Source organism: Ruegeria sp. MALMAid1280, assembly GCF_049195285.1.
Classification (GTDB): Bacteria; Pseudomonadota; Alphaproteobacteria; order Rhodobacterales; family Rhodobacteraceae; genus Ruegeria.
On sequence record NZ_JBMIRT010000059.1, the window covers coordinates 249,145 to 272,314 of the forward strand.

21 protein-coding genes are annotated in these 23,170 nt (G+C 60.0%); 13 read left to right on the top strand and 8 right to left on the bottom strand.

The window, feature by feature from the left end; genetic code table 11:
• Window position 1: 1 nt before the first annotated feature.
• Window positions 2–1,207: a multidrug effflux MFS transporter gene (locus tag ACOQFT_RS18130; RefSeq protein ID WP_421599276.1), complete on the bottom strand. Its 1,206-nt coding sequence runs from the start codon at window positions 1,205–1,207 to the stop codon at window positions 2–4.
• A 183-nt stretch (window positions 1,208–1,390) separates the two neighbouring features.
• Here ACOQFT_RS18130 and ACOQFT_RS18135 point away from each other — a divergent pair, with 183 nt between their 5' ends.
• The 3 genes from ACOQFT_RS18135 (at window position 1,391) to ACOQFT_RS18145 (ending at window position 3,993) form a co-directional block, all read left to right on the top strand.
• Window positions 1,391–2,923: an acyl-CoA carboxylase subunit beta gene (locus ACOQFT_RS18135; RefSeq protein WP_421599277.1), complete on the top strand. Its 1,533-nt coding sequence runs from the start codon at window positions 1,391–1,393 to the stop codon at window positions 2,921–2,923.
• A gap of 97 nt (window positions 2,924–3,020) precedes the next feature.
• The gene (locus ACOQFT_RS18140) at window positions 3,021–3,506 is read left to right on the top strand and encodes a DUF6497 family protein (protein ID WP_421599278.1); all 486 of its coding nucleotides are present in this window, start codon (window positions 3,021–3,023) and stop codon (window positions 3,504–3,506) included.
• Window positions 3,507–3,639: 133 nt separating this feature from the next.
• Window positions 3,640–3,993, top strand: coding sequence for a hypothetical protein (locus ACOQFT_RS18145; protein ID WP_170441073.1), 354 nt, complete (start codon window positions 3,640–3,642; stop codon window positions 3,991–3,993).
• Window positions 3,994–4,080: 87 nt separating this feature from the next.
• Here the strand turns inward: ACOQFT_RS18145 and ACOQFT_RS18150 are convergent, their stop codons facing one another.
• Window positions 4,081–5,232 carry a DcaP family trimeric outer membrane transporter gene (locus ACOQFT_RS18150; RefSeq protein ID WP_421599279.1) on the bottom strand — a complete coding sequence of 384 codons (1,152 nt, stop codon included), beginning with the start codon at window positions 5,230–5,232 and terminating at the stop codon, window positions 4,081–4,083.
• 650 nt (window positions 5,233–5,882) lie between these two features.
• On the opposite strand from ACOQFT_RS18150, the gene ACOQFT_RS18155 reads away from it, so the two are divergent.
• Both ACOQFT_RS18155 and ACOQFT_RS18160 read left to right on the top strand, forming a co-directional pair.
• Complete coding sequence (locus tag ACOQFT_RS18155; RefSeq protein WP_421599280.1) at window positions 5,883–6,086, top strand: hypothetical protein; 204 nt, start codon at window positions 5,883–5,885, stop codon at window positions 6,084–6,086.
• 114 nt (window positions 6,087–6,200) lie between these two features.
• Window positions 6,201–8,246 (top strand): acetyl-CoA carboxylase biotin carboxylase subunit, encoded by a 2,046-nt coding sequence (locus ACOQFT_RS18160; RefSeq protein ID WP_421599281.1) that lies wholly within the window; start codon window positions 6,201–6,203, stop codon window positions 8,244–8,246.
• 73 nt (window positions 8,247–8,319) lie between these two features.
• Here the strand turns inward: ACOQFT_RS18160 and ACOQFT_RS18165 are convergent, their stop codons facing one another.
• Entirely contained in the window at window positions 8,320–8,769 is a 450-nt protein-coding gene (locus tag ACOQFT_RS18165; protein WP_421599282.1) for a DUF4174 domain-containing protein, read from the bottom strand.
• 168 nt (window positions 8,770–8,937) lie between these two features.
• Here ACOQFT_RS18165 and scpA point away from each other — a divergent pair, with 168 nt between their 5' ends.
• The 6 genes from scpA to ACOQFT_RS18195 all read left to right on the top strand — a co-directional run bounded on the left by scpA (window position 8,938) and on the right by ACOQFT_RS18195 (window position 14,377).
• The gene (gene scpA, locus ACOQFT_RS18170; protein ID WP_421599283.1) at window positions 8,938–11,064 is read left to right on the top strand and encodes a methylmalonyl-CoA mutase; all 2,127 of its coding nucleotides are present in this window, start codon (window positions 8,938–8,940) and stop codon (window positions 11,062–11,064) included.
• 104 nt (window positions 11,065–11,168) lie between these two features.
• Entirely contained in the window at window positions 11,169–11,771 is a 603-nt protein-coding gene (locus ACOQFT_RS18175; RefSeq protein WP_421599284.1) for a VOC family protein, read from the top strand.
• Entirely contained in the window at window positions 11,768–12,259 is a 492-nt protein-coding gene (locus ACOQFT_RS18180; RefSeq protein WP_421599285.1) for a GNAT family N-acetyltransferase, read from the top strand. The genes ACOQFT_RS18175 and ACOQFT_RS18180 overlap by 4 nt, the downstream gene beginning before the upstream one ends.
• A 42-nt stretch (window positions 12,260–12,301) precedes the next feature.
• Window positions 12,302–12,982, top strand: a complete 681-nt coding sequence (locus ACOQFT_RS18185) for a molecular chaperone DjiA (RefSeq protein ID WP_170441090.1) — start codon at window positions 12,302–12,304, stop codon at window positions 12,980–12,982.
• A gap of 4 nt (window positions 12,983–12,986) precedes the next feature.
• Window positions 12,987–13,964 carry an endonuclease/exonuclease/phosphatase family protein gene (locus tag ACOQFT_RS18190; protein ID WP_421599286.1) on the top strand — a complete coding sequence of 326 codons (978 nt, stop codon included), beginning with the start codon at window positions 12,987–12,989 and terminating at the stop codon, window positions 13,962–13,964.
• Window positions 13,965–14,002: 38 nt separating this feature from the next.
• A complete protein-coding gene (locus tag ACOQFT_RS18195) occupies window positions 14,003–14,377 on the top strand; it encodes a hypothetical protein (protein ID WP_421599287.1) in 375 nt (124 codons plus the stop codon).
• A gap of 3 nt (window positions 14,378–14,380) precedes the next feature.
• On the opposite strand, the gene ACOQFT_RS18200 is transcribed toward ACOQFT_RS18195, so the two are convergent.
• From ACOQFT_RS18200 to ACOQFT_RS18220, 5 genes are all read right to left on the bottom strand, one after another.
• Window positions 14,381–15,925, bottom strand: coding sequence for a Ppx/GppA family phosphatase (locus ACOQFT_RS18200; RefSeq protein WP_421599288.1), 1,545 nt, complete (start codon window positions 15,923–15,925; stop codon window positions 14,381–14,383).
• A gap of 49 nt (window positions 15,926–15,974) precedes the next feature.
• Window positions 15,975–16,664, bottom strand: coding sequence for an HdaA/DnaA family protein (locus tag ACOQFT_RS18205; RefSeq protein WP_421599289.1), 690 nt, complete (start codon window positions 16,662–16,664; stop codon window positions 15,975–15,977).
• Window positions 16,665–17,738, bottom strand: coding sequence for an AI-2E family transporter (locus ACOQFT_RS18210; RefSeq protein WP_421599290.1), 1,074 nt, complete (start codon window positions 17,736–17,738; stop codon window positions 16,665–16,667).
• Window positions 17,739–17,828: 90 nt separating this feature from the next.
• The gene (locus ACOQFT_RS18215; protein WP_421599291.1) at window positions 17,829–18,803 is read right to left on the bottom strand and encodes an isopenicillin N synthase family dioxygenase; all 975 of its coding nucleotides are present in this window, start codon (window positions 18,801–18,803) and stop codon (window positions 17,829–17,831) included.
• The gene (locus tag ACOQFT_RS18220; protein ID WP_421599292.1) at window positions 18,803–20,167 is read right to left on the bottom strand and encodes an FAD-dependent oxidoreductase; all 1,365 of its coding nucleotides are present in this window, start codon (window positions 20,165–20,167) and stop codon (window positions 18,803–18,805) included. The genes ACOQFT_RS18215 and ACOQFT_RS18220 overlap by 1 nt, the downstream gene beginning before the upstream one ends.
• Before the next feature lie 167 nt (window positions 20,168–20,334).
• Between ACOQFT_RS18220 and proS the strand changes: the two genes are divergently transcribed.
• Window positions 20,335–21,681, top strand: coding sequence for a proline--tRNA ligase (proS, locus tag ACOQFT_RS18225; RefSeq protein ID WP_421599293.1), 1,347 nt, complete (start codon window positions 20,335–20,337; stop codon window positions 21,679–21,681).
• A 1-nt stretch (window position 21,682) separates the two neighbouring features.
• A complete protein-coding gene (locus ACOQFT_RS18230; RefSeq protein WP_421599294.1) occupies window positions 21,683–22,603 on the top strand; it encodes a glycosyltransferase family 2 protein in 921 nt (306 codons plus the stop codon).
• Window positions 22,604–23,170 lie beyond the last annotated feature (567 nt).

Consider the following 23,170-nt stretch of genomic DNA (forward strand, 5'->3'; position numbering starts at 1 on the left):
GTTACAGGCCCAGTTGCCTTTCGCGCCGGATGACCGAAGCGATGGCGCAGATTGCCAGAACGGATGTCACCAGCATCAGCCACAGCAGTGGCATCGCGCCGGTTTCGTGGGTCAGCAGCGCCCCGGCCAGCGCGCTTAGGCCGGCGCCGCCGCCCAGCATGATCGCACCGCTCAGCCCCGAGGCAGTGGCGGCAAGGTGCGGGCGTACGGACAGCGCGCCCGAGGTGGCATTTGGGATTGTCATGCCATTGCCGATCCCCACAAAGGTCATGAAACCAAAGAAGCTGAGCGCGGTGCCAAAGCCTGCCAGAAACAGGATGGCTGACAGGGCGACGCCGATTGCGTTCAACCAGCATCCCCAGAGCACCATCCGGTTGACGCCAAACCGGACCGAAAAGCGCCCACTGAAGAAGTTGCCGAAGAAATACCCAACCGCCGGCGCGCCGAAATAGATGCCGACCTGAGCAGCGCTGAGGCCAAACAGTTCGGTGCCGATGAATGGTGCTCCGCCCAAGTAGGCGAAGAAGGCGCCCGAGGACAAAGCGGAGGACAGCGAATAGCCCCAGAACCTGGGCGAGCGCAGCAATTCTGGGTATTCGCGAAACTGCTGTATCAGCGTTTTGCCGCTTTTGGCTGAGGTTTCCCCAAAGTCGGCATAGGTCAGCGCCAGCGTCATTACGCCCAGTGCGAAGGGCAGCCAGAAATTGGCCTTCCAGCCAAAACTCTCTTCCAAAAGGCCGCCGATGGCGGGGCCGATCATGGGCACAACCGCCATACCCATCGTCACGTAGCCAATCATCGAAGCCGCCTGATCCTGATCATACAGGTCGCGCACCGCCGCCCGGCTGAGCACCATGCCGACGACCACGATGGCCTGACACATCCGGAAGGCCAGAAAAACCTCGATGTTCGGGGCGTAGATGCAGCCAAGCGTTGCAATAAGAAACAGCGACAGCCCCCACAGCATGACGGGTCGACGCCCGGCCTTGTCCGCAAACGGGCCGATCAGGATCTGCAGTACCGCATTGACCATAAGGTACAGCGCAATCGACAGCTGCATGACTTTGTAGTCGGCCTTAAAGTGCAGCGCCATGTTCGGCAGGCTGGGCAGGAACAGGTTCAGGCTGAGCGCGGACAGCCCGGAAAGTAAAACCAGCGTTGATATCGTAGGGGGCGAACGGTGCGTCCGGGAAGAACTGAACTGCATAGTTCACAGGTATAGTGACCGTTTCAGGGAATGCTATCCATGATTGCGCTTCATTGTGATACTTAGCAAATTTACAGTTTTCCAGAAGTTTGTTGCGGTAAGTTTGCAAATTTGCCGAAAGATGCTTTGGACCTGATGCGTAAGCGTATAGTGTCGCGCGAAATCTCACAGGGAATGAGCGCCATGAAAGATATCCTTACCGAGCTTGAAGACCGCCGCAACGATGCCCGGCTGGGCGGTGGGCAAAAGCGTATCGACGCGCAGCACGGGCGTGGCAAGCTGACCGCGCGCGAGCGGATCGAGCTGCTGCTGGACGAAGGCAGCTTTGAAGAGTTCGACATGTTCGTCAGCCACCGTTGTACCGATTTCGGGATGGAAAATCAAAAGACTGCAGGCGATGGCGTGGTTACCGGCTGGGGCACGATCAACGGTCGGATGGTCTATGTGTTCAGCCAGGATTTCACCGTGTTTGGTGGTTCTCTGTCGGAAACCCATGCGCAGAAAATCTGCAAGATTATGGATATGGCGATCCAGAACGGTGCGCCGGTAATTGGAATCAACGACTCGGGCGGGGCGCGAATCCAGGAAGGCGTGGCCTCTTTGGCGGGGTATGCAGAGGTGTTTCAGCGTAACATCATGGCCTCGGGCGTGGTGCCGCAGATCAGCGTGATCATGGGCCCCTGTGCCGGTGGTGCGGTTTACAGCCCGGCGATGACCGACTTTATCTTCATGGTCAAAGACACGTCCTACATGTTCGTGACTGGCCCCGACGTTGTGAAAACAGTCACCAACGAGGTTGTCACCGCCGAGGAACTGGGCGGTGCATCGACCCACACCAAGAAATCTTCGGTCGCCGATGGTGCGTTCGAAAACGATGTCGAGGCGCTGGCCGAAGTGCGCCGTCTGGTCGATTTCCTGCCGCTCAACAACCGCGAGAAACCCCCGGTGCGTCCGTTTTTTGATGAAACGGACCGGGTGGAGACTTCGCTGGATACATTGATTCCGGACAACCCGAACACGCCCTACGACATGAAGGAACTCATCACCAAAGTGGCGGATGAGGGCGACTTCTACGAAATTCAGGAGGATTTCGCCAAGAACATCATCACCGGTTTCATCCGTCTGGAAGGGCAGACCGTGGGCGTTGTGGCCAACCAGCCGATGGTTCTGGCCGGGTGTCTGGACATCGACAGCTCGCGCAAGGCGGCACGGTTCGTGCGCTTCTGCGACTGTTTCGAGATCCCGATCCTGACGCTGGTTGACGTGCCGGGCTTCTTGCCGGGGACCTCGCAGGAATATGGCGGTGTGATCAAGCACGGCGCCAAGCTGCTGTTCGCTTATGGTGAAGCCACCGTTCCAAAGGTCACTGTGATTACCCGCAAAGCCTATGGCGGTGCCTATGACGTTATGGCCTCCAAGCACCTGCGGGGCGATTTCAACTATGCCTGGCCCACGGCCGAGATTGCGGTGATGGGTGCCAAGGGCGCAACCGAGATCATCCACCGTGCCGACCTGGGCGATGCGGAAAAGATCGCGCAGCATACGCAGGATTACGAGGACCGGTTTGCCAACCCCTTCGTCGCCGCCGAACGTGGCTTCATCGATGAGGTAATCATGCCGCAATCCACCCGCCGCCGCGTGTCCCGCGCGTTTGCCAGCCTGCGCAACAAGCAGCTGAAAAACCCGTGGAAAAAGCACGACAATATCCCGCTGTAAGGGGTTCCCGAATGATCCGTCTGACAGGGATTCCCCGGTCGGCGGATCATGGCGCAATTGTCGGATCGAAGTTTGACTTTGAGACTAAAGCTGATAGATGACTGACCGTATCAGGGATAGAAAAGCGCGGGCCACAAGCCATGCGCGCGCGACCTCGGAGAGAGGAGCCCGCGTCAATCGGGGCTGGGGTCGCGCCTTTACTCTGTTGCTTCTGGGATGGTCATCCGCCGCTGTTGCGCAAGCCGAAAACCTGTTGCCGGTTCCGTCGGGACAGCCCGTACATTTAAGCGACGTGCTGCTGGACAACAACCCGGGCGAGCTGTGGGTCAGATTCCGTTTTGTCGCGCCCAGGATCGGCTACACCGCCGGGCGAATTGGCTATGACGTTGCCTCGAACGACATGGAACACCTGTGCCAGACCCTCGCGGTTGCCTATGTGGTGCGTCACGAGCTTGATCCGGCGCGTGTTGTGATCTCGCTGTCTGACCGGCCTGTCGAGTTTGGACGATCGGCGCCTGACGCCACGCAGTTTTTTGAAGCCTACCGGCTGGAGCAATCCCAATGTATCTGGGAGGGGCTCTGACCATGAAACCCCGTTTTCACCACCTCAGAGCGTTTCTGAACACCAATGCGGCTTTGGAGGTGCGCGATATGATCCCGTCTGCTTTGAGGGGCGATTCTGTTTCCCTGATACCTGTGAACAGCGAGGTGCTGACATGCTGAAGCATCGCGGATTTCCCGGACGTCTTGCGGGGACGGATTTCCAGTTCACCATTCGCCGGGCCAACCCCAAAGGCGTCACGCCGATTACGCGGCGCGAGCGGTTCCGCGATCGCAAACCGGCCGACCGTCGTGCGGACGCCGCGTTCATGGAAGCGCTGTGGCAGAACTTTGGTGATCAGCCGTTCGAGCGTGGCAATCTGGACGCCGGCCGCCTGAGCTGGCTGTTCGAGCGCGAAGTCATCCCGGCCGAAGACCCGTTTGATCCGGCCAGCTATGACGCATTGCTGGTGATCGATGTGGATGCAGCGCGGGTGTCGTTCCCCGATATCTTCGACGGGGTGCGCTGATCCGTGCAGGCCGTTGTCGCACATATCCATCCGGGGAAAGCTTCGGTAAAAACCCTGCCCGGTCGCGGGCAGGGCGGTTCTGTGCGTTCAGAAATTCAGTTGCGCGGCGACCTGAACACGGTTGCCGTCAAAGGTCCGGCCCGTGGGTTCGTCGTTCCGCTCACCATAGATGTACTCGGCGCTCAGGGTCAGGTTCTCGGTGGCCTTATAGAAGGCATTGACGTGGATCGTCTCCAACTCGGTAAAGGACAATGTGCCGGTCGAGGTGGGCAGTTCATAGTCTTCCTTGCCGTAGGCGATGCCGACGTTCCACTTTTCCCCAAGGTCCTGCCGGAATTCGATGGTGTAGCCGTCCACGTCGTTGGCCCGACCGCCGACAACCGGATCACCAAGGCCGATCAGGTAGGGGCCAAGGGCCTCGCCGTTGACATAGTTGACCTGAAACAGCCCGCCTTGCCACGGGCGCACCGATCCGGACAGGGTAAAGCCGGTCTGATCCACCTCGACTCCACCACCTTCGGCCTTGCCATAGAGAGCCGCCGCGCGGGCGATATAGGTGCCGTCATTGTATTCCGCCGAGGCGGTCAGCACCGGGTCATCCGAGTTCGACCCGCTGACGTTTTCTTCGACCGAAACGGCGAAGGACGTGTTGGCCCCGAAACTGTTGGTGTAGCGGACCTGCGGAACGCGGGCGAAAGCGATGCCAACGGGGCCGTTGAATTCGACCGAGGTCGGATAGGTGTCCAGCGGCTGGAAGTTGGTCCAGTACTGGCCGATCAGCCAATTGTCTCCGATTCGGATATTGGCATGACGCAGTCGAAATTCAGCGGTGCCGTTCGACGCAAAAAGGTCAACTTCCAGTTGACCTCCGATGTCGCCAATGGCGCTGGGTGTGGTGGTCAGCAAACCGACGCGAGACTGTCGTACGGTGGCGCCGAAGGTACCGTCGGTGGCAGCCGAGGGTTCACCGATGACGTTCACGAAGGCGGTGTCGCCCTGGTCGAACTCGAAGTCATAGAAGAAGTCGGCTTTGACATATCCGTAGACGTCCAGAGTGGTATTGCCGATCTTGAACTCTCCGGGTGTGGTACCTGGCCCTGTGGATTCCAGCGCCTCGATGCGGGCGCGCAGCGCATCCAGTTCTGCTTGGGTTTCGGCGTCCTGGGCAAAGGCCAGCGTGCTGGTCACGCTCAACGCAGAGGCAACAAGCAGAGGTGCCCTTTTTCTCTTTACAATCATGCGGATGATTCCTTGTGTGCAGAAGTGCACGGGCAAGGTTTCACGCAAAATCCAGTGTGGGAAATCACGAGAATGGGACGAAACCGGCCCGATTTCTCAATCAAAATTGTGCGAAAGTTCCGGATTATTCACAGTGTGGTGAACAGATCGGTTAACTATACGCCTGCGAACGGAGATTCGCAGCGACGGATTGTGTCCCACCGTGATGATGCACATGCAGAAACGGCCGCCTATAGTGAGCGTTGTAACGTCAATGTGACTGTGCAGGCGGATGGAAGCGCGCACCTGACGGGGCAGGGTGTCGGCGCAATTCTGCGCGAGGATTCGCCGTATGGGCGAATTCCAGCCGGAATCCCGCTTGGAAACAATACTTTGTTTGCGGCCCTTATTGTGGCGTGCAATGTGAACGGGCCGTGCGGCTCTACTTTGCCTGCGCCGCACAAGCACCTACTATTCCGTACCCCTTCCTTCCGCGGGCAGGTTTGTGAAACTCACAATACCTTGCCCGCGTTTTTCTTTGAGCGTTCTTTGCGCTTAAAGCGGCATAATTCTGCGCAAAACGCAGATTTGCGGGGCCTGTTATTGAATAGCAGCCCCCGCTTACGCCATCTGCGCCCCGACGCATCAAGAAACCAAAAGGGGCAGAGCGTATGCGAATCTCAAAATTCTACCTTGTCGTGGCAACCTGCGCGGGCTTGGCCGCCTGTGGCGGTTCCACCGGTGAACAGGCGCTGCTTGGCGGTGGCGCGGGGGCCGTGGGCGCGGCAGTCGTCAGCGCTGACCCGCTGCTGGGTGCTGTGGTCGGCGCAGCAGGCAACGTGCTTTACTGCAAGACGCAGGGGAACTGCTACTAACGTATACTGCGGGGCGCCCGTCGCCCCGACCGTCATCGCGCAACACGCCGTCGTGGGGTTTATGCCCCGCGGCGGCGTTTTGCGTTTCCAGAACACCAAGACAAAGGACGTTCCATGTTCAACAAGATCCTGATCGCCAACCGGGGCGAGATCGCCTGCCGGGTCATCAAGACCGCTCGCAAAATGGGCATTGGCACCGTTGCCATTTACTCGGACGCGGACAGAAACGCGTTGCACGTGTCGATGGCGGATGAGGCGGTGCACATCGGCCCGCCGCCGGCGAACCAGTCGTACATCGTGATCGACAAGGTGATGGATGCCATCCGTCAAAGCGGCGCGCAGGCAGTGCATCCGGGCTATGGGTTCCTGTCCGAGAACTCGAAATTCGCCGAGGCACTGGATGCCGAGGGCGTCGCCTTTGTCGGCCCCCCGGTTGGTGCGATTGAAAGCATGGGTGACAAGATCACCTCGAAGAAGATCGCACAGGATGCGGGGGTTTCGACGGTGCCCGGCTACATGGGGCTGATCGAAGACGCAGACGAGGCGGTCAAGATCAGTCAGCAGATCGGCTATCCCGTCATGATCAAGGCCAGCGCCGGCGGCGGCGGCAAAGGCATGCGAATCGCATGGAACGACGAAGAAGCGCGCGAGGGCTTCCAGTCCTCGAAAAACGAGGCCGCGAATTCCTTTGGTGATGACCGGATCTTTATCGAGAAATTCGTGACCCAGCCGCGCCATATCGAAATTCAGGTTCTGTGCGACAGCCACGGCAATGGCATCTATCTGGGTGAGCGCGAATGCTCGATCCAGCGCCGCAATCAGAAGGTGGTGGAAGAGGCCCCGTCGCCGTTCCTTGACCCCGAGACCCGCAAGGCGATGGGCGAACAGGCAGTCGCCTTGGCCAAGGCGGTGAACTATGCCAGCGCCGGGACGGTCGAGTTCATCGTGGATGGAGAGAAGAACTTCTACTTCCTCGAAATGAACACGCGTCTGCAGGTGGAGCACCCTGTGACCGAGTTGATCACCGGCGTCGATCTGGTGGAACAGATGATCCGCGTCGCCGCTGGTGAAAAGCTGACCATCACGCAGGACGATGTGACACTGACCGGCTGGGCCATCGAAAACCGCCTGTATGCGGAAGATCCCTATCGCGGCTTCCTGCCTTCGATTGGCCGCCTGACCCGCTATCGCCCGCCGCAGGAAACGGCGGCCGGTCCGATACTGGTCAATGGCAAATGGCAGGGCGATGCGCCCGAAGGGCCTGCGGCCGTGCGCAATGATACCGGCGTCTACGAGGGCGGCGAGATCAGCATGTATTACGACCCGATGATCGCCAAGCTGTGCACCTGGGCCCCGACCCGTGAACAGGCGATCGAGGCGATGCGCGTGGCGCTGGACAGTTTTGAGGTCGAAGGTATCGGCCATAACCTGCCCTTCCTGTCGGCGGTTATGGATCACCCGATTTTCATCAAGGGCGACATGACCACCGCCTTCATCGCCGAGGAATACCCGGACGGGTTCGAAGGTGTGGAACTGCCCGAGGGGGATCTGCGCCGCATCGCGGCCTCGTGCGCGGCCATGCATAGGGTCGCCGAGATTCGTCGCACCCGCGTATCGGGTCGCATGGACAATCATGAACGCAAGGTTGGCACGGATTGGGTTGTGACCGTGCAAGGGCAGGAGTTCGCTGTCGCCATCAATGCGGATAAGGATGGTTCGACCGTGACCTTCGCGGATGGCACCACCTCGCGCGTCGCGTCCGACTGGACACCGGGTGACCAACTGGCTGTTCTGGATGTCGATGGCAGCCCGCTTGTCCTGAAGGTCGGCAAGGTTTCGGGCGGGTTCCGCATTCGCAACCGTGGCGCGGATATCAAGGTGCATGTGCGCACTCCGCGTCAGGCCGAACTGGCCCGCATGATGCCCGAGAAACTGCCGCCCGATACTTCGAAATTGCTGCTTTGCCCGATGCCCGGTCTTGTTGTGAAGATCGACGTCGAAGTAGGGCAGGAAGTGCAGGAAGGGCAGGCGCTGTGCACCATCGAGGCGATGAAGATGGAAAACATCCTGCGCGCCGAGAAGAAGGGCAAGGTCGCCAAGATCAACGCAGGTGCGGGCGACAGCCTTGCCGTTGACGATGTGATCATCGAGTTCGAATGATCATGGCTGCGCTTTTGTCATATATCCAGTGCTCTCCGGCGCATCGCGCCGGGGGGCAGGGGTGTGGCGGAAGCTATCCGCCGCCCTCGCGCCGTTCGCGGATCTCGCGTTGGCGCAGGGGGGTCTTGTCGATGGACCGGCCGATCTCGCGCACGCTCCATGGTGATGGTTTGCGCAGTTTGACGACGCCGTCCTTGTCGACAAATACCATCTGGAACCCACGTGGCCGCAATTGCGACCGGATCGGTGATCGCGCCGCCGGATCGGTATCGACCAAAACAACCACGTCACGGTCGCGCATGGCTGCTTCGCCTTCGACCAGCATGTCGATCTGTTGCTGCAAACGCGGGTCGGCCGGCGTGTCGGCAAAGACAACGATGGGCCGGTTGACCCAGAGAAACTCGCTGAGTTCGCTGTCGCCTGCGGGGCGGACAAATTCATCCTCTGCCGGTGCAGACCCGTCGGCGGCCATCGCGGCCAGCGGGAATAGTGCCGAGAAAACAAGGGCAAGCGTTCGTGTCATGGGGCCTCCTGTTGAATTGAATATAGCCCCTGCGCCGACGAATGCGACCGGTGAAATGCGCCAGACGTTCAAAATATCGCGTCTGATTGCGACCGGATCGGCCGCCCGGAACATCACATCGCAGACGGGATGCCCTGTCGCGACCCGAATTGAGAAAAGGATATCGCTATGACCGATACGAAAGGCTGGCAGGCGCTGGCCGAAAAAGAACTGCGCGGTCGTCCGCTGGAAGACCTGACCCGAGAAACGCTGGAAGGCATCGACGTCAAGCCGCTTTATACGCAGGATGACACCGCCGATCTGCCGCATATGGGGTCGCTGCCGGGGTTCGGGCCGTTCACCCGTGGAGTGAAGGCCACGATGTATGCGGGCCGGCCCTGGACCATCCGTCAATATGCAGGGTTCTCGACGGCAGAGGAATCGAACGCCTTCTACCGCCGCAATCTGGCTGCCGGTCAGCAGGGGGTCTCGGTGGCCTTCGATCTGGCCACGCACCGGGGTTATGACAGCGACCACCCGCGCGTGGTGGGCGATGTGGGCAAGGCCGGGGTGGCCATCGACAGTGTCGAAGACATGAAGATCCTGTTTGATGGTATTCCGCTGGACAAGGTCTCGGTCTCGATGACGATGAACGGCGCGGTGATCCCGATTCTGGCGAATTTCATCGTAGCGGGCGAGGAACAGGGACACGACAAATCCGTGCTGTCCGGCACCATTCAGAACGATATTCTGAAAGAGTTCATGGTGCGCAACACCTATATCTACCCGCCGGAACCTTCGATGAAGATCATCGCGGACATCATCGACTTTACCTCGAACGAGATGCCCAAGTTCAACTCGATCTCGATCTCGGGCTATCACATGCAAGAGGCCGGGGCGAACCTGGTGCAGGAACTGGCCTATACGCTGGCTGATGGCCGCGAATACGTGCGCGCCGCGACCGAGGCCGGTATGGATGTGGACAAGTTCGCGGGCCGCCTGTCGTTCTTCTTTGCCATCGGCATGAATTTCTTCATGGAAATCGCCAAACTGCGCGCCGCGCGCACGCTGTGGCACCGGGTGATGACGGATTTCGGGGCGAAATCCGAACGTTCAAAGATGTTGCGGACCCACTGCCAAACGTCGGGCGTGTCGCTGCAGGAGCAGGACCCCTATAACAACGTGATCCGCACCGCCTATGAGGCGATGAGCGCGGTTCTGGGCGGCACCCAGTCGCTGCACACCAACGCTCTGGACGAGGCGATTGCGCTGCCTACCGATTTCTCGGCCCGTATCGCGCGGAACACGCAGTTGGTGCTGCAGGAGGAAACCGGCGTGACCGATGTGGTCGATCCGCTGGCGGGGTCGTACTATGTCGAAAGCCTGACCAGCGAGTTGATCGACAAAGCCTGGGCCTTGATGGAAGAGGTCGAGGAGATGGGCGGTATGACCAAGGCCGTGGCCAGCGGAATGCCCAAACTGCGGATCGAGGAAAGCGCGGCCCGCCGTCAGGCCATGATCGACCGGGGCGACGAGGTGATCGTCGGCGTCAACAAGTACCGCAAGGAACAGGAAGACCCGATCGATATTCTGGACGTCGACAACGTCGCCGTGCGCGAGGCTCAGGTTGCGCGACTGGAACGTATCCGCGCCACCCGCGACGAGGCTGCCTGCCAACAGGCGCTGGACGCATTGACCAAGACCGCCCAAGAGGGCGGAAACCTGCTGGCTGCCGCGGTCGAGGCCGCCCGTGCCCGCGCATCCGTAGGAGAGATCAGCATGGCAATGGAAAAAGAATTCGGCCGTCACCGCGCCGAGGTGAAAACGCTGGCCGGTGTCTATGGTGCGGCCTACGAGGGCGACGAGGGCTTTGCGGCCATCCAGAAATCCATTGAACAGTTCGCCGAGGCCGAGGGCCGCCGCCCCCGACTGCTGGTCGTCAAGATGGGCCAGGATGGGCATGACCGCGGCGCCAAGGTAATCGCCACCGCCTTTGCCGATATCGGGTTTGACGTGGACGTTGGCCCGCTGTTCCAGACGCCAGCCGAGGCTGCGCAGGATGCGGTGGACAATGACGTGCATGTGGTCGGGATTTCCTCGCAGGCTGCGGGGCACAAGACGCTTGCGCCGCAGCTGGTCGAGGAGCTCAAGAAGGCCGGGGCCGAGGACATCATCGTCATCTGCGGCGGTGTGATCCCTCAGCAGGATTACCAGTTCCTCTACGATCACGGGGTCAAGGCGATCTTCGGTCCTGGCACCAATATCCCCGAGGCCGCGCAGGACATCCTGCGTCTGATCGGCGAAGCCAAAGGCTGAGCCTACCAAGATTTTCGACGAAAAATCTTGTGATCCTGTGCCTTTGGCGGAAACATGCGACCAGGCCCCTCATGGGTCTGGTCGAAATTCGCAGGAGGCAGTGCATGTTACTGGATCATCTGGCCATCGCGGGCGAAACGCTTGAGGACGCCTCGGCCCATGTCGAGCAGGCCTTGGGTGTGTCACTGCAGGCCGGTGGCAAGCACGACGTCTTTGGCACCCACAACCGACTGCTGGGCCTGCGGGACGGTCTGTATCTGGAGGCCATCGCAATTGATCCCCAGGCCCCGAATGTGGAGCGCACACGGTGGTTTGATCTGGATCGCTTCGCGGGCGCGCCGCGCCTGACCAACTGGATTTGCCGGGTTTCGGATATCGAGGCCTCGCTGTCCATCTTCCCTGATGGCGTGGGGCAGCCAATCGACCTGACCCGTGGTGCGCTACAGTGGCAAATGGCGGTGCCGCCCAACGGACGGCTGCCCTTCGACAACCTGTTTCCCGCCCTCATCGAATGGCACGGTGATCTGCATCCGGCGCAAATGCTGCAGGACAGCGGGTGCCGCCTTCAGCGCCTTGTCGTGTTCCACCCCGATGCGTTGGAACTGGCCCGATTGCTGGGCGATTTGGAGACCGTGGTGTTTGACACCGGCCCCGCAGCGCTGCGGGCCGAGTTTGAAACACCGCATGGCCCGCGTGTGTTGGAATGATCGTAAGGCGGGCGCAGGTTTCAGACGCCCCTTCAATCGCTGAAATCACCAACGCGATCATTCGCGATACGCTGGTGACCTTCACCACCGACGAACACAGCGTGGATGCCATTGCTGCGGATATCAAAACCCGTGGTCCCGCCTATCTGGTGGCCGAAAGGGATGGTCAGGTTCAGGGCTTTGCCACTTACGCCCCATTTCGCAGCGGCCCGGGCTATGCGCAGTGCCGCGAGCATACAATCCAACTGGCCCCGCAGATGCGCGGGCAGGGGGCAGGACGGGCCTTGATGTCCGCGCTTGAAAACACGGCGCGGTCCGAGAACGTGCATGTGCTGGTCGCTGGAATCTCCTCGGCCAATCCGGGTGCAATCGCCTTTCATTCCGCGATTGGCTACGCGCAGGTTGGTCAGATGCCCGAGGTCGGGTTCAAATGGGGCAAGCGGCTGGATCTGGTGCTGATGCAGAAAATTCTTGCGTCTGACGAATAGGTTGCACCTGACAGTTTCGATTTGGGACGCTAGGGTGCGCTCATGTCGATCTGGACCCGCATATCCGACGCGCTGAGCGCGCTTGCCCAAGGCGAAAGCCTGACGGCCGTATTTGAGAAACTGCGCACACCGCCCGAACGCTCGGTCGCGTTTGCGATTGCCGTGGTCGCGCTGGGTGCGAAGATGGCCAAGGCCGACGGGCAGGTGACGCGGGACGAGGTCACCGCCTTTCGCGACGTTTTCCAGATCGCGCGCGAGGATGAGGCCGGCGCGGCCCGTGTGTTCGATATGGCCCGGACGGATGTTGCCGGCTATCAGGATTATGCCCGCAAGATTGCCCGCATGTTTGCCGATGACAGCACCACGCTCTGCGACCTGATGGAGGGGCTGTTTCACATCGCCATGGCCGACGGGTTCTATCACCCCAACGAAAACGAGTTCCTGGAAGAGGTCAGCCGCATTTTCGGCCAGTCCGAGGCGCAGTTTCTGGCGTTGCGGGCGCGCTTTGTGCCTGACGCGCCCAAGGATCCTTACACCGTTCTGGGTGTACCGCGCGACATGCCGCTGCCTGATATTCGAAAGGTCTGGCGGCAATTGGTGCGCGACACGCATCCCGATGCGATGATGGCCCGCGGCGTGCCCGAAGAGGCCATCCGCTTGGCCGAAAAAAAGATGATCGACATCAATCGCGCATGGGATGAGATCAACGGCGCGCGGGCCTGAGCCGATGCGGCTGGCGACCTACAATGTCGAATGGTTCGCCAACCTGTTTGATCGCAACGACAATCTGATCGTTGATGACAGCTGGTCCGGCCGCCACAACGTCACCAAAGCGCAGCAGGTCGAGGCCATTGCCAAGGTTCTGACCGCAATTGACGCGGACGCGATCCTGATCGTCGAGGCGCCAAACTCGGGCAAATCACAGGACACCATCCGCGCGTTGCAGAGTTTTGCCGAAGCCTTCGATCTGCGCACCTCGCACGCGGTGATGGGATTTGCCAACGACACTCATCAGGAACTTGCCCTGCTTTATGACCCCAAAGCGCTAACCGTGCAGCACGACCCGGTTCCGGGTGACCGGGCGGCGCCGCGTTTTGACGGGGTGTTTCATATTGACCTCGATATCGACGCAACCGAAGACCATGTGCGTTTTTCCAAACCACCGATGGAACTGGCAGTGCAAACCAAGGCCGGGGCGCGGGTTCGTCTGATCGGGGCGCATCTGAAATCCAAGGCGCCGCACGGTGCCGGATCGCGGGACCATGCAATCCGAATCTCGATTGCGAACCGCAGAAAGCAGCTGGCGCAGGCCGTCTGGTTGTCTCGTCGGGTCCAGGCACATATCACGGACGCAGAGCAGGTCATTCTGCTGGGTGATCTGAACGACGGTCCGGGGCTGGATGAGTTCGAGCATCTGTTCGGGCGCTCATCGGTCGAGATATTGCTGCAGGCCGGATTGTTCGACCCGCACGCGAAAGGGGCCGACCCGACCCCGTCCACCGCCCGGTTTGCCCGTCAGCGCGGGAACTACCTTGAGGCGTTGCTGGACTACATCATGATCAGTGAAAACCTGTGCTCCCGGCGTCCTTCCTGGCGAATCTGGCACCCGCTCAAGGACGCCGGTCTCCGGGCCTTGCCGGACCTGCAACAGGCGCTGCTGACCGCATCCGACCATTTCCCGGTCACGCTGGATATCGACCTCTGACCTTTCATCATGGGGCGTCACGGCCTATATTTCGGATCATGAAACATCTTATTCCGATCTGTGCGATAACAGCGGCTCTGGCGTTGCCCGCCCATGCCGAGGAAGACACAGGAAAATCCCTGATGGAGCAGGGTGCCGAGTTGTTCTTTGAGGGGTTGCGCCAGGAAATGGAGCCCGCGCTTGAGGATCTGCAGGGCTTGGTCACCCAGTTCGGTCCGGCGATGCAGTCGTTCTTTGAACAGATGGGGCCCGCTCTGGCGGACCTGGCAGGCGAGATCGAGGATTGGAGCGCTTATGAACCGCCCGAGATTCTGCCCAACGGGGATATCATCATCCGCAAAAAGCCCCAACAGGACCAACCTGACACCCCGAAAAACACCGAAGAGGAAACGGACGAAGGAACGGAAATCTGACCCTTAGTCCCGGATGATAACGCGGGTGTCCGATTTCAGTGCATTTGCCAGAGACGTCAGTCGCGCTTCGGCCACCTCGTTGAACAGAGGGCCTGCAGATTTCGGCAGCAGCAGGTCAAGCTGGTGCTTTTTGGGGTAGAAGCGCAGGGTACCCATCGGGGCGTCATTCTGCATCCAGAGCATGGCGCCAAAGCGCATGGCCTTGCCCAGAATCTCGGCCTGTTTCTGATCCTTCTCGTCCAGCAGCTTGTAAAGCGGCTCGAACCTGTTGCCCTCGCGCTTGTTGCGATACCGGTGCTGCAGGGCGAGGCCGATAAAGACCCGTTCCGAGTGCTTCAGCCCACCCAGATTGGCGCGGGTGACATAATCAAAGCAAACCTCGGCCCGATAATCGGGATGGGCGCGCCAGCTGACGTCGTGCAACAGGCAGGCGGCCTTGACCAGACGCACGCGAGCTTCGGGGGCTGATTTGAACAGCGGCATCACAAAGTCATAAAGGTGTTTGCCAAACCCCGGCAGGCGGGCGTCCTTGGCCTCGGAGAACCGGCTGGCCTCGATCAGCGGGTCGCGGTCGCGCAGGGCTTGCGGCATCTGTTCATACAGCAACCCTTCGCGGATGCCATAGCTTGAGACCGCTATGTCCTTGGGTTTGAACGTTCGGATCAGGCGCGCCAGCACATCCATCGCAAAGGGGATCAGCGCCATACGGGAGCTGGAAACACCAGCCAGGCTGCGCATTTCGTCCGGATCGCCCTTTTCGATGAACTTGATGGTCTGATGAACCTGCTTGGTGGTCATGCGGTATTCATGCAGAACGTTCAGCGGGTAACCCCGGCGCAGCATATCCAGTCGTGCAAAGGCACGCCAACTGCCGCCGACAAGGAACAGACGGTCGCGTTGCTTGCCCATCTGGTCGCGCAGCTCTTCCATAGTGGCCTTGATGTGGGCCTTGCGCGCCCGCCGTCCGCCTTGGATGTCACGCAGTTTCAGCGGGCCCAGGGGCGATGTCACACGGCGACCCACGTCGCCTTCACCGATTTCGGCCAGTTCCATCGAAGAACCGCCGATGTCGCAGATCAGCCCGTAGGCACCGGGCCAGCCCAGCAGCACGCCCTGCGCGGACAGCCGCGCCTCTTCCCCGCCATCAATGACCGCAACGGCCAGGCCGGTTTCGGATTTGACCTCATCGCAGAAGTCCGGCCCGTCTTTCGCCTCGCGCACGGCGGCGGTTGCGACGACATGCAAACCCGGCAGGCCCAGATCATCGGCCAGACGCCGGAACCGGCGCAACGCCGCCAGCGCGCGCACCCGTCCGCGCGGGTTCAGACGACCGGTCTCGGACAGCCCCGCCCCCAATTCGCACATCACCTTTTCGTTGTAGAAATAGGCTGGGGACCGCGCGGCGCCGTCAAAAATCACCATCCGGACCGAGTTCGATCCGACATCGACAACACCGACACGCGACAGGGCGCGGGCCTCGGGGTTGTCAAACAATGGCTTTCCGAAAGGCCCCCAGTCCGGAATGTCGGTTTCGACGGTCTGATCCATTTTTTTCCCAGATGTTCCGATCGCAGTTTGCGAAATCACCGGGTTTGGGTCAATTGCCTGGTTCGACATCGTTTCCGTCCGAATTCAATACTCTGACTGCCAGAGTGCGCGTAATTTCACGCTTTTCCGAGAGGGCAATTTGATCCAGTCGCGCCACAACCTCGGCGGCTGTTTCAAAGCGGCGGTCCATGTGTTTGACCAGATAGGCGATGACCTCGGGGCCGGGGTTCAGCTGCCGATCAATGAACAGCTTGGCAAGAACGGCCCCCAGCAGCGCATCGTCGGGCGGGTCGAGCGCGACGTGATGCGCGCCTTCGATGCGGCTTTGCAGATCGGGCAGGGGCAGTTGCCATAGCTTCGGGGTCAGTCGACCGGTCATCAGCAGGGCGTGACCTTCTGCCAGAACAAGATTGTGCAGGTGGAACAGGACTTTCTGCTGCTCGGGATCATCCGCGATCATCGGTACGCCTTCGACCGCAATCGGGGTTTGGGCCAGGGCTGGCACGTCGTCATGCCGCAGGTCGCGCGCCCGAATGATCCGGCCCCCGGTTTCGGCTGCCCAGACATGGGCCAGATGGGTCTTGCCAGCCCCGGCCGGACCGCTGAGCACCAGCTTGTTGCCGGGCCAGGACGTCGCTGAAATCATCGCAACGGCCAGCGCATTGGCGGGCGAGACAAAGAAATCCTCGCGGCCCAAGGCAGTTTTGGCCGGCAGATCAAAGCTCAGTTGTCGGGGCATTTATTCGTCTTCCTGATTCAGCCCTTCAAGGCCGGTATACAAGCGGCTTTCCAGATAAAGCGAGGTCAGGAACCGGGCCACGACCCCCAGCGCCGCAGCGACCGGCACCGCGACCAGCATGCCCACAAAGCCGAACAGGGCGCCAAACACCGACAAGGCCAACAGCAACCAGACGGGATGCAGACCCACCGAGCTGCCGACCAGTTTGGGGGTCAGAAAGTTGCCCTCGGTCACTTGGCCCAAGGCAAAAATACCTGCGACCAGCCCGATATGAACCCAATCCCCCCAGAACTGGAACAGCGCGAGGCCAATGGCCAGCGTGCCCCCGATCAAGGCACCCAGATAAGGGATGAAGGTGACCAGCCCGGCAATGAAGCCGACAATCAGGCCGAATTGCAGGCCAACGATCATCAGCGCCACCGCGTAATAGGTTCCAAGGATCAGACAGACGGTCCCCATGCCGCGCACGAAAGACGCCAGCACGGCATCGATTTCACCGGCAAGACGTTTGATCGTGGGGGCGTGATCGCGGGGCAGCAGCTCTCCGATGCGGGCGATCATACGGTCCCAGTCCATCAGCAGGTAAACCGCCACAACAGGCGCGATCACCAGCAAAACGGCGACGTTGATGGCGGAGCCAAGCGATGCGACGACCGATTGCAGCAAATCACCGGTTTTCGATTGCAGGGTTTCACCCAGCGATACCAGCGCCTGATGCGAGCTGGAATTGCTGTCCAGCAGAGACGGGAAGCGTTTTTCGATAAAGCCGCGCAGCTCTTTGAACAGGCTGGGCAGGACTTCGACCAGATCGATCAACTGCGTGATCAAAGCCGGGACCACCATCAGGATCATCAGGACAAAGCCCAAAACGCCGACAATGGTGATGATCCCGGTGGCCGCCATGCGCGACAGGCCCAGGTTTTCCAGCCGGTCCGCGATCGGATCAAGGAAATAGGCAATCGCTCCACCGATGACGAAGGGCAGCAAGACGTCGCCAAGTGCCCACAACAGCAAAACAAAAACCGCGGCGGCAACGCCCCAGTACCTGAGCTGATCCTTCACCGGCAAAGCCATGGCTGTCCCCTTGTTGTCGGCTCTTGCAGATGTTCTTCGCTTATGCAGCGTCTTGATGCAAGCGCTTCATGCCTCGGGGAAACCGGCGTTTCAGTCGCTGAGCGTACCCAGCTCCGGAGTTGCTTCGTCTGCTGTTTCGTCGGGCCAGTTGGTGCGCCAAATCTCGGCCGACCAGTGACCGCAATGCACGGACGGGCGGTCAAAGCCGGGCAGAGGGTTCAGCAGCGGCGCAACGACCACATCATGACGGGGCACGGCGAAATAGGGAAACGAGTAGCGCTCCCGGCCCGATCGGTTGACCACCCGGTGCGGCGTCGATTTCAGACGGCCACCCGACCACAGTTCCAGCATGTCGCCGATGTTAACGATGAAACCGCCCTGCGGGCAGTTGGGGGTGATCCAGCCGCCATCGCGGGTCTGAACCTCAAGTCCGCCCACGGGATCGGGGGCGATGATGGTCAGCGCGTCGGTGTCCTTGTGCGGGTGGATGCCATAGCCATCTTCGTCCGGTGCCTGCGGTGGGTAGTGCAGCAATGTCATATTGGTCATCGGATCACGGAACGCATCGCGCAATTGACGGTCGGGCAAACCCAGTCCGGCCTCAATCGCGCCAAGCAGCACGTCCGCCACACGATCCAGCTGTACCCAATAGTCAAGGATAACCTCGCCTGCGTCGGGTGTCTCGCGAGGCCAGACATTCGGACCGTAGAGCGCGCAGTCCTCACGAATGGCCGCGTCGGCGGCGGTCTCGTAGTGCAGCTTGTAACCTTCGTATTTGTCAGCCTTACCGGATCCGTCATTTGGCGTGAAAAACCCCATCGGGATATACCCGCGATAGTTTTCGCGGGTGATCGCCTGATCCCATTTGGCGCTTTCGTCGATCCCAAAGATGGCCTGCACACACCTGCGGACCTCAGAAACCGTTTCCTGGGGAATGCCTGTCCCGGTGATCGATAGAAAGCCGATCTCGGTGCAGGCCTCCATCACCCGCTGAACGGTCCGGTCATAGTCGACATGCGCAGGATCATGCAGCGGGGTAATGTCGATCGTGGGGATATGGTCCATCAGTGAATTCGCACACCCTGACGGTCCAATTCGGCGTGAACCGGGGCAAGGTTCAACTCGTGCACATCCTGATTGCTTTTCAACGACAGTGCCGCCGCGATTCCGGCGCCCTGACCCATGACCGCGCAGCAGGCCATGTTGCGGGTCGCGGCATGGGCCACTTTGTCCGCACCGTGTGACCGCCCGGCGACCAGCAGCCCCTTGATGCCTTTGGGCAGCATCGAGCGATAGGGCACCTGCATATAACGCCCGGTGGTGGGAAGGATCAGGATGCCATAGCCGTCGATGAATTCGGGGTAGATGCCGATCGTATCCTCGAACCGGCCCTGATGGCGCGCGTCGTTCTCGGTCATGTTATACATCGCGTCGATCTTGCGGGTGTCGCGGATACCGATAGTCATGCCAAAATTCCGCAGCCGGGCGTTTTCGCAACCGGGCATAAAGCGACGCAGTGCCTCGATGGCCAGCATGGTCTGGCGGCGGCCCTCGATCTCACCCATCGTCAGGCTGTCGGGGTCGGTGCCGTCGATCTCGGCCAGATGGATGAGGTTCATATAGGTCAGCTCACCTGTGTCATGCATCGCCCCCCATGTGCCTGCGATGGTGTTCAGATGCGGCGGAATCAGGCCTTGGTCGATGGCCTGCTGGAACGGCTTGTGTACGAAGGGCGAGAACATGTCGTCCTCTTTGCCCGAGGTTTCGATGTTCCATTCGCCACCACCTCCCCAGTCCTTGTAGGTCTGCGGATCGGCCTTGATACCCTCCATGAAGGCGCGCTTGTCGACACCGGCCAGATGGAACATGACAGAGGCGGCCATCATATCCTCGCGAGCGGTTTTGTGGGTTGGTGCGCCCGCGCGGTGGGCCACATCTGCGTCGCCAGTGGCGTCGATCACGACCTTGGCCAGGATTGCCTCGCGTCCGGCTTTCGACTCGGTAATGATACCGGTGATCCGGTTGCCCTCCATAATCGGAGCCACAAACTGACGGTGCAGCATCGGATGCACGCCGGCCTCTTCGACCAGCTTGTCGGCCACCAGTTTGAACCCCTCGCTGTCCAGCTCATAACTCAGCGACTGGCTTTCCGGCACCGCCGCGCCCATGTCCCTGGCGCGGGTTTCGAACTCCATACCGATGCCGCCGGCCTCAACCGTTTGTTCGTGCCGGTACCAGGCGAAGCCTTCGACCCCCACAGCGGTGATGTTACCGCCCATGCAGCCGAAGCGATCGACCAGAGACACTTCGGCCCCGGCACGCGCAGCGGCCAGTGCGGCGGCCAGCCCGGCGGGGCCTGAACCAACGACCAGAACGTCGGTCTGGTGAACAACAGGGATCTGACGGGCGGGTTCCTGAATGGTCTGCATCGGCACCTCTTGGAATTTGCATTCCTGTCACAATTGAAAACGCCAACTGCCGGGTCAATCAGAAAACCGACTGACCGGAGGTCGCAAAATCGGCAATGGCCGATTGCCCCCGGCGGGGCTTTGGAATAATCACCTTTCAAGTGAAATCTCACCTTTAAGGTTACAATATGCGCCTCAGCCGTTACTTTCTGCCCGTTCTCAAGGAAAACCCGTCCGAGGCTCAGATCGTCAGCCACCGGCTGATGCTGCGCGCCGGGATGATCAAGCAGGCCTCGGCCGGGATTTACTCGTGGCTGCCGCTGGGCTTCAAAGTTCTGCGCAAGCTGGAAAACATCATCCATGAAGAGCAGGCCCGCGCTGGCCATATCGCGATCCAGATGCCGATCATCCAATCGGCGGACTTGTGGCGCGAATCCGGGCGCTATGACGACTATGGTCAGGAAATGCTGCGGATGAAAGACCGGCACGACCGGGATATGCTTTTCACGCCCACAGCCGAGGAACTGGTCACCGACATCTTTCGCGGTCACGTCAACAGCTACAAGGACCTGCCGCTGACGCTTTACCAAATCCAGTGGAAGTTCCGCGACGAAATTCGCCCGCGTTTCGGCGTGATGCGGGGGCGCGAGTTCTACATGAAGGACGGCTACAATTTCGACCTGACCAAAGAGGACGCGCTGCACGCCTATAACCGCCATCTGGTCACCTATCTGCGCACCTATGAGCGGATGGGCCTGCAGGCGATTCCGATGCGCGCCGATTCCGGCCCCATCGGCGGCGATAACACGCATGAATTCCTGGTGCTGGCCGATACCGGTGAATCCGAGGTTTTCTATGACAGCGCCGTCACCGATCTGACCTTTGGTGACCGTCAAATCGACTATGACAGCCGTGAACAGTGTCAGGCCATTCTGGAAGAGTTCACCTCGAAATACGCCCGCACGGACGAGACCCATGATGAGGCGCTGTTCAACCAAATCCCCGAAGAGCGCCGCCGCGTGGCCCGCGGGATCGAGGTCGGCCAGATCTTCTATTTCGGTACCAAGTATTCCGAGGCAATGGGCGCGACTGTGCAAGGCCCCGATGGCAAGCCGACGCCGGTCCACATGGGCAGCCACGGCATCGGCGTCAGCCGCCTGATTGGCGCCATCATTGAGGCCAGCCATGACGACAAGGGCATCATCTGGCCCGAAGGCGTGACGCCGTTCCATTGCGGTATCGTCAACCTCAAGCAAGGCGACGGCGAAGCGGATGCGGCGTGCGAAAAACTCTATGGCGCCCTGACCGCGCTTGGGCTGGAGCCGCTGTATGACGACCGCAACGAACGGGCAGGGGGCAAGTTCGCCACCATGGACCTGATCGGCCTGCCATGGCGCATCACCGTCGGCCCGCGCGGTCTGAAAAACGGCGTGGTCGAACTGACCAGCCGCCGCACCGGCGAAAGCGAAGAGCTGAGCCCCGAAGCCGCAGTGACCAAGATCGCTGAAATTTACCAACTGGCACACGGCGCCTGATATGGCTGGATCGGACATGGCTCTGCCTACGGTTTCGATCATTACCGTAACGCGCAACCTCATAGATGAGGGGCGCGTCGAGGCGATACGGGCGGCATTGGAGACCGCCCAAGAGCAAGGCGGCGCGATTGTTGAACATGTCATTTGGGACGGTGCTTCAACCGATGGAACGGTTGATCTGCTGAAAGATCTGATCGCCGAGATCGAGGCGCGTCCAAGCTTTGTCCCGATTCGCTTTCAAAGCTTGCCGGACAAAAGTCTTTACGACGCCATGAACCGGGGGGTTGAGATTTCCCAGGGCCAGTACGTGGTGTTCCTCAATTCAGATGATCTGCTGGTGTCGCCGGATTGTCTGCAAAAGGCGCGTGAAGAGATAGGTTCGGGGCGCCCCGATTTCTGCTTTGGACGAACCATTTTTATCGAAAAGGATGGAAGCAAACGTCTGTCGCGAGAGCGTAAGGTTCATTCGATTTTGCAACGCATTCCGTTTTGCCACAATTCTATGCTGATCCGGCGCGACGTGTTTGACCGATTTGGAGGTCACGATCTGGATCTTCGCATTGTGGCTGATTACGACCTCGTGCTGCGCATGTTGTTTGCAGGGTGCGAGTACCAGATGCTGTCGGTTCCGATTGCGGTTTTCCATCCCGGCGGCGTTTCTGCGGACCAGATGAAAACAGCGCTGGAAATGACAAAGAGCTGGCGCAAGAACTACGCTCCGTTCTTTGGTGGGCGGACGTATTCCGAAGATGAAATGTTGAATTGGTTCCGGACAGGCCAACTGCCGCTTGGGTTCTGCGTAAATCTGCTGCGCCAGTCCCGGAACCGGCCGCAATTGCGCAATGCTGCTCTGCATAGTCTGAAAGTGACGTTGAGGCGCAGGCTACAGCCGTGGCGAACCTGGGATTACTTTGCGGACTGATCCCGAGGGGCGTCCGTAGAAATTCGCGTCAAGGATTGCGCAATAGGCATGAACTTAAAAACCGCTGGGCATCCGGGGTGTGAAAACCCTTGTGCCACCCGGCTAGGTTCTGGCTGCGCCTCTAAGTGCGTTGCGGTTCCGGCCGCTCGGCCAGAACGTCTCCGTCCGCGCTGTTACCGCGTGGCACAACGATCGGACGACCCAGACGTCTTACCAGGTCCCTGAAATCAAAGCCAAGAAAGTTCAGCCCGCAGACCTTTTCGTCGGTAGTGCTATCCGTGATGCACAAGCGCCCCTGACGAAACACCAGGCGATAGCCTTTGTTTTTCAGGATATCCGTCAGACTTGCCCAACTTGGTGCAGTATCGAAAAGTGGGCGCATCGTGGCGCGCAACAGTGCCGCGGTTTCACAATCCAGTTCTGATGATGCGTTTCGGACCAAAATAGGGTCCAACAATTCCGTATTACTCTTTACAAACATGAGCGACCCCCGCTCTTTAAAATGGTATCCCCCTTACTCCTAGGGTGACAAAGTTTCTTAAAATAAGCAAAAGGCGAAATAATATT

Excerpts from the sequence above, each read along its gene's own strand:
- proS (WP_421599293.1), top strand. The coding sequence starts at position 20,335 with ATGCGCCTCAGCCGTTACTTTCTGCCCGTTCTCAAGGAAAACCCGTCC.
- ACOQFT_RS18130 (WP_421599276.1), bottom strand. The coding sequence starts at position 1,207 with ATGCAGTTCAGTTCTTCCCGGACGCACCGTTCGCCCCCTACGATATCA.
- ACOQFT_RS18205 (WP_421599289.1), bottom strand. The coding sequence starts at position 16,664 with ATGCCCCGACAACTGAGCTTTGATCTGCCGGCCAAAACTGCCTTGGGC.
- ACOQFT_RS18195 (WP_421599287.1), top strand. The coding sequence starts at position 14,003 with ATGAAACATCTTATTCCGATCTGTGCGATAACAGCGGCTCTGGCGTTG.
- ACOQFT_RS18155 (WP_421599280.1), top strand. The coding sequence starts at position 5,883 with ATGCGAATCTCAAAATTCTACCTTGTCGTGGCAACCTGCGCGGGCTTG.
- ACOQFT_RS18135 (WP_421599277.1), top strand. The coding sequence starts at position 1,391 with ATGAAAGATATCCTTACCGAGCTTGAAGACCGCCGCAACGATGCCCGG.
- ACOQFT_RS18140 (WP_421599278.1), top strand. The coding sequence starts at position 3,021 with ATGACTGACCGTATCAGGGATAGAAAAGCGCGGGCCACAAGCCATGCG.
- ACOQFT_RS18185 (WP_170441090.1), top strand. The coding sequence starts at position 12,302 with ATGTCGATCTGGACCCGCATATCCGACGCGCTGAGCGCGCTTGCCCAA.
- ACOQFT_RS18160 (WP_421599281.1), top strand. The coding sequence starts at position 6,201 with ATGTTCAACAAGATCCTGATCGCCAACCGGGGCGAGATCGCCTGCCGG.
- ACOQFT_RS18215 (WP_421599291.1), bottom strand. The coding sequence starts at position 18,803 with ATGGACCATATCCCCACGATCGACATTACCCCGCTGCATGATCCTGCG.
- ACOQFT_RS18180 (WP_421599285.1), top strand. The coding sequence starts at position 11,768 with ATGATCGTAAGGCGGGCGCAGGTTTCAGACGCCCCTTCAATCGCTGAA.
- scpA (WP_421599283.1), top strand. The coding sequence starts at position 8,938 with ATGACCGATACGAAAGGCTGGCAGGCGCTGGCCGAAAAAGAACTGCGC.
- ACOQFT_RS18145 (WP_170441073.1), top strand. The coding sequence starts at position 3,640 with ATGCTGAAGCATCGCGGATTTCCCGGACGTCTTGCGGGGACGGATTTC.
- ACOQFT_RS18165 (WP_421599282.1), bottom strand. The coding sequence starts at position 8,769 with ATGACACGAACGCTTGCCCTTGTTTTCTCGGCACTATTCCCGCTGGCC.
- ACOQFT_RS18190 (WP_421599286.1), top strand. The coding sequence starts at position 12,987 with ATGCGGCTGGCGACCTACAATGTCGAATGGTTCGCCAACCTGTTTGAT.
- ACOQFT_RS18210 (WP_421599290.1), bottom strand. The coding sequence starts at position 17,738 with ATGGCTTTGCCGGTGAAGGATCAGCTCAGGTACTGGGGCGTTGCCGCC.
- ACOQFT_RS18175 (WP_421599284.1), top strand. The coding sequence starts at position 11,169 with ATGTTACTGGATCATCTGGCCATCGCGGGCGAAACGCTTGAGGACGCC.
- ACOQFT_RS18150 (WP_421599279.1), bottom strand. The coding sequence starts at position 5,232 with ATGATTGTAAAGAGAAAAAGGGCACCTCTGCTTGTTGCCTCTGCGTTG.
- ACOQFT_RS18200 (WP_421599288.1), bottom strand. The coding sequence starts at position 15,925 with ATGGATCAGACCGTCGAAACCGACATTCCGGACTGGGGGCCTTTCGGA.
- ACOQFT_RS18230 (WP_421599294.1), top strand. The coding sequence starts at position 21,683 with ATGGCTGGATCGGACATGGCTCTGCCTACGGTTTCGATCATTACCGTA.
- ACOQFT_RS18220 (WP_421599292.1), bottom strand. The coding sequence starts at position 20,167 with ATGCAGACCATTCAGGAACCCGCCCGTCAGATCCCTGTTGTTCACCAG.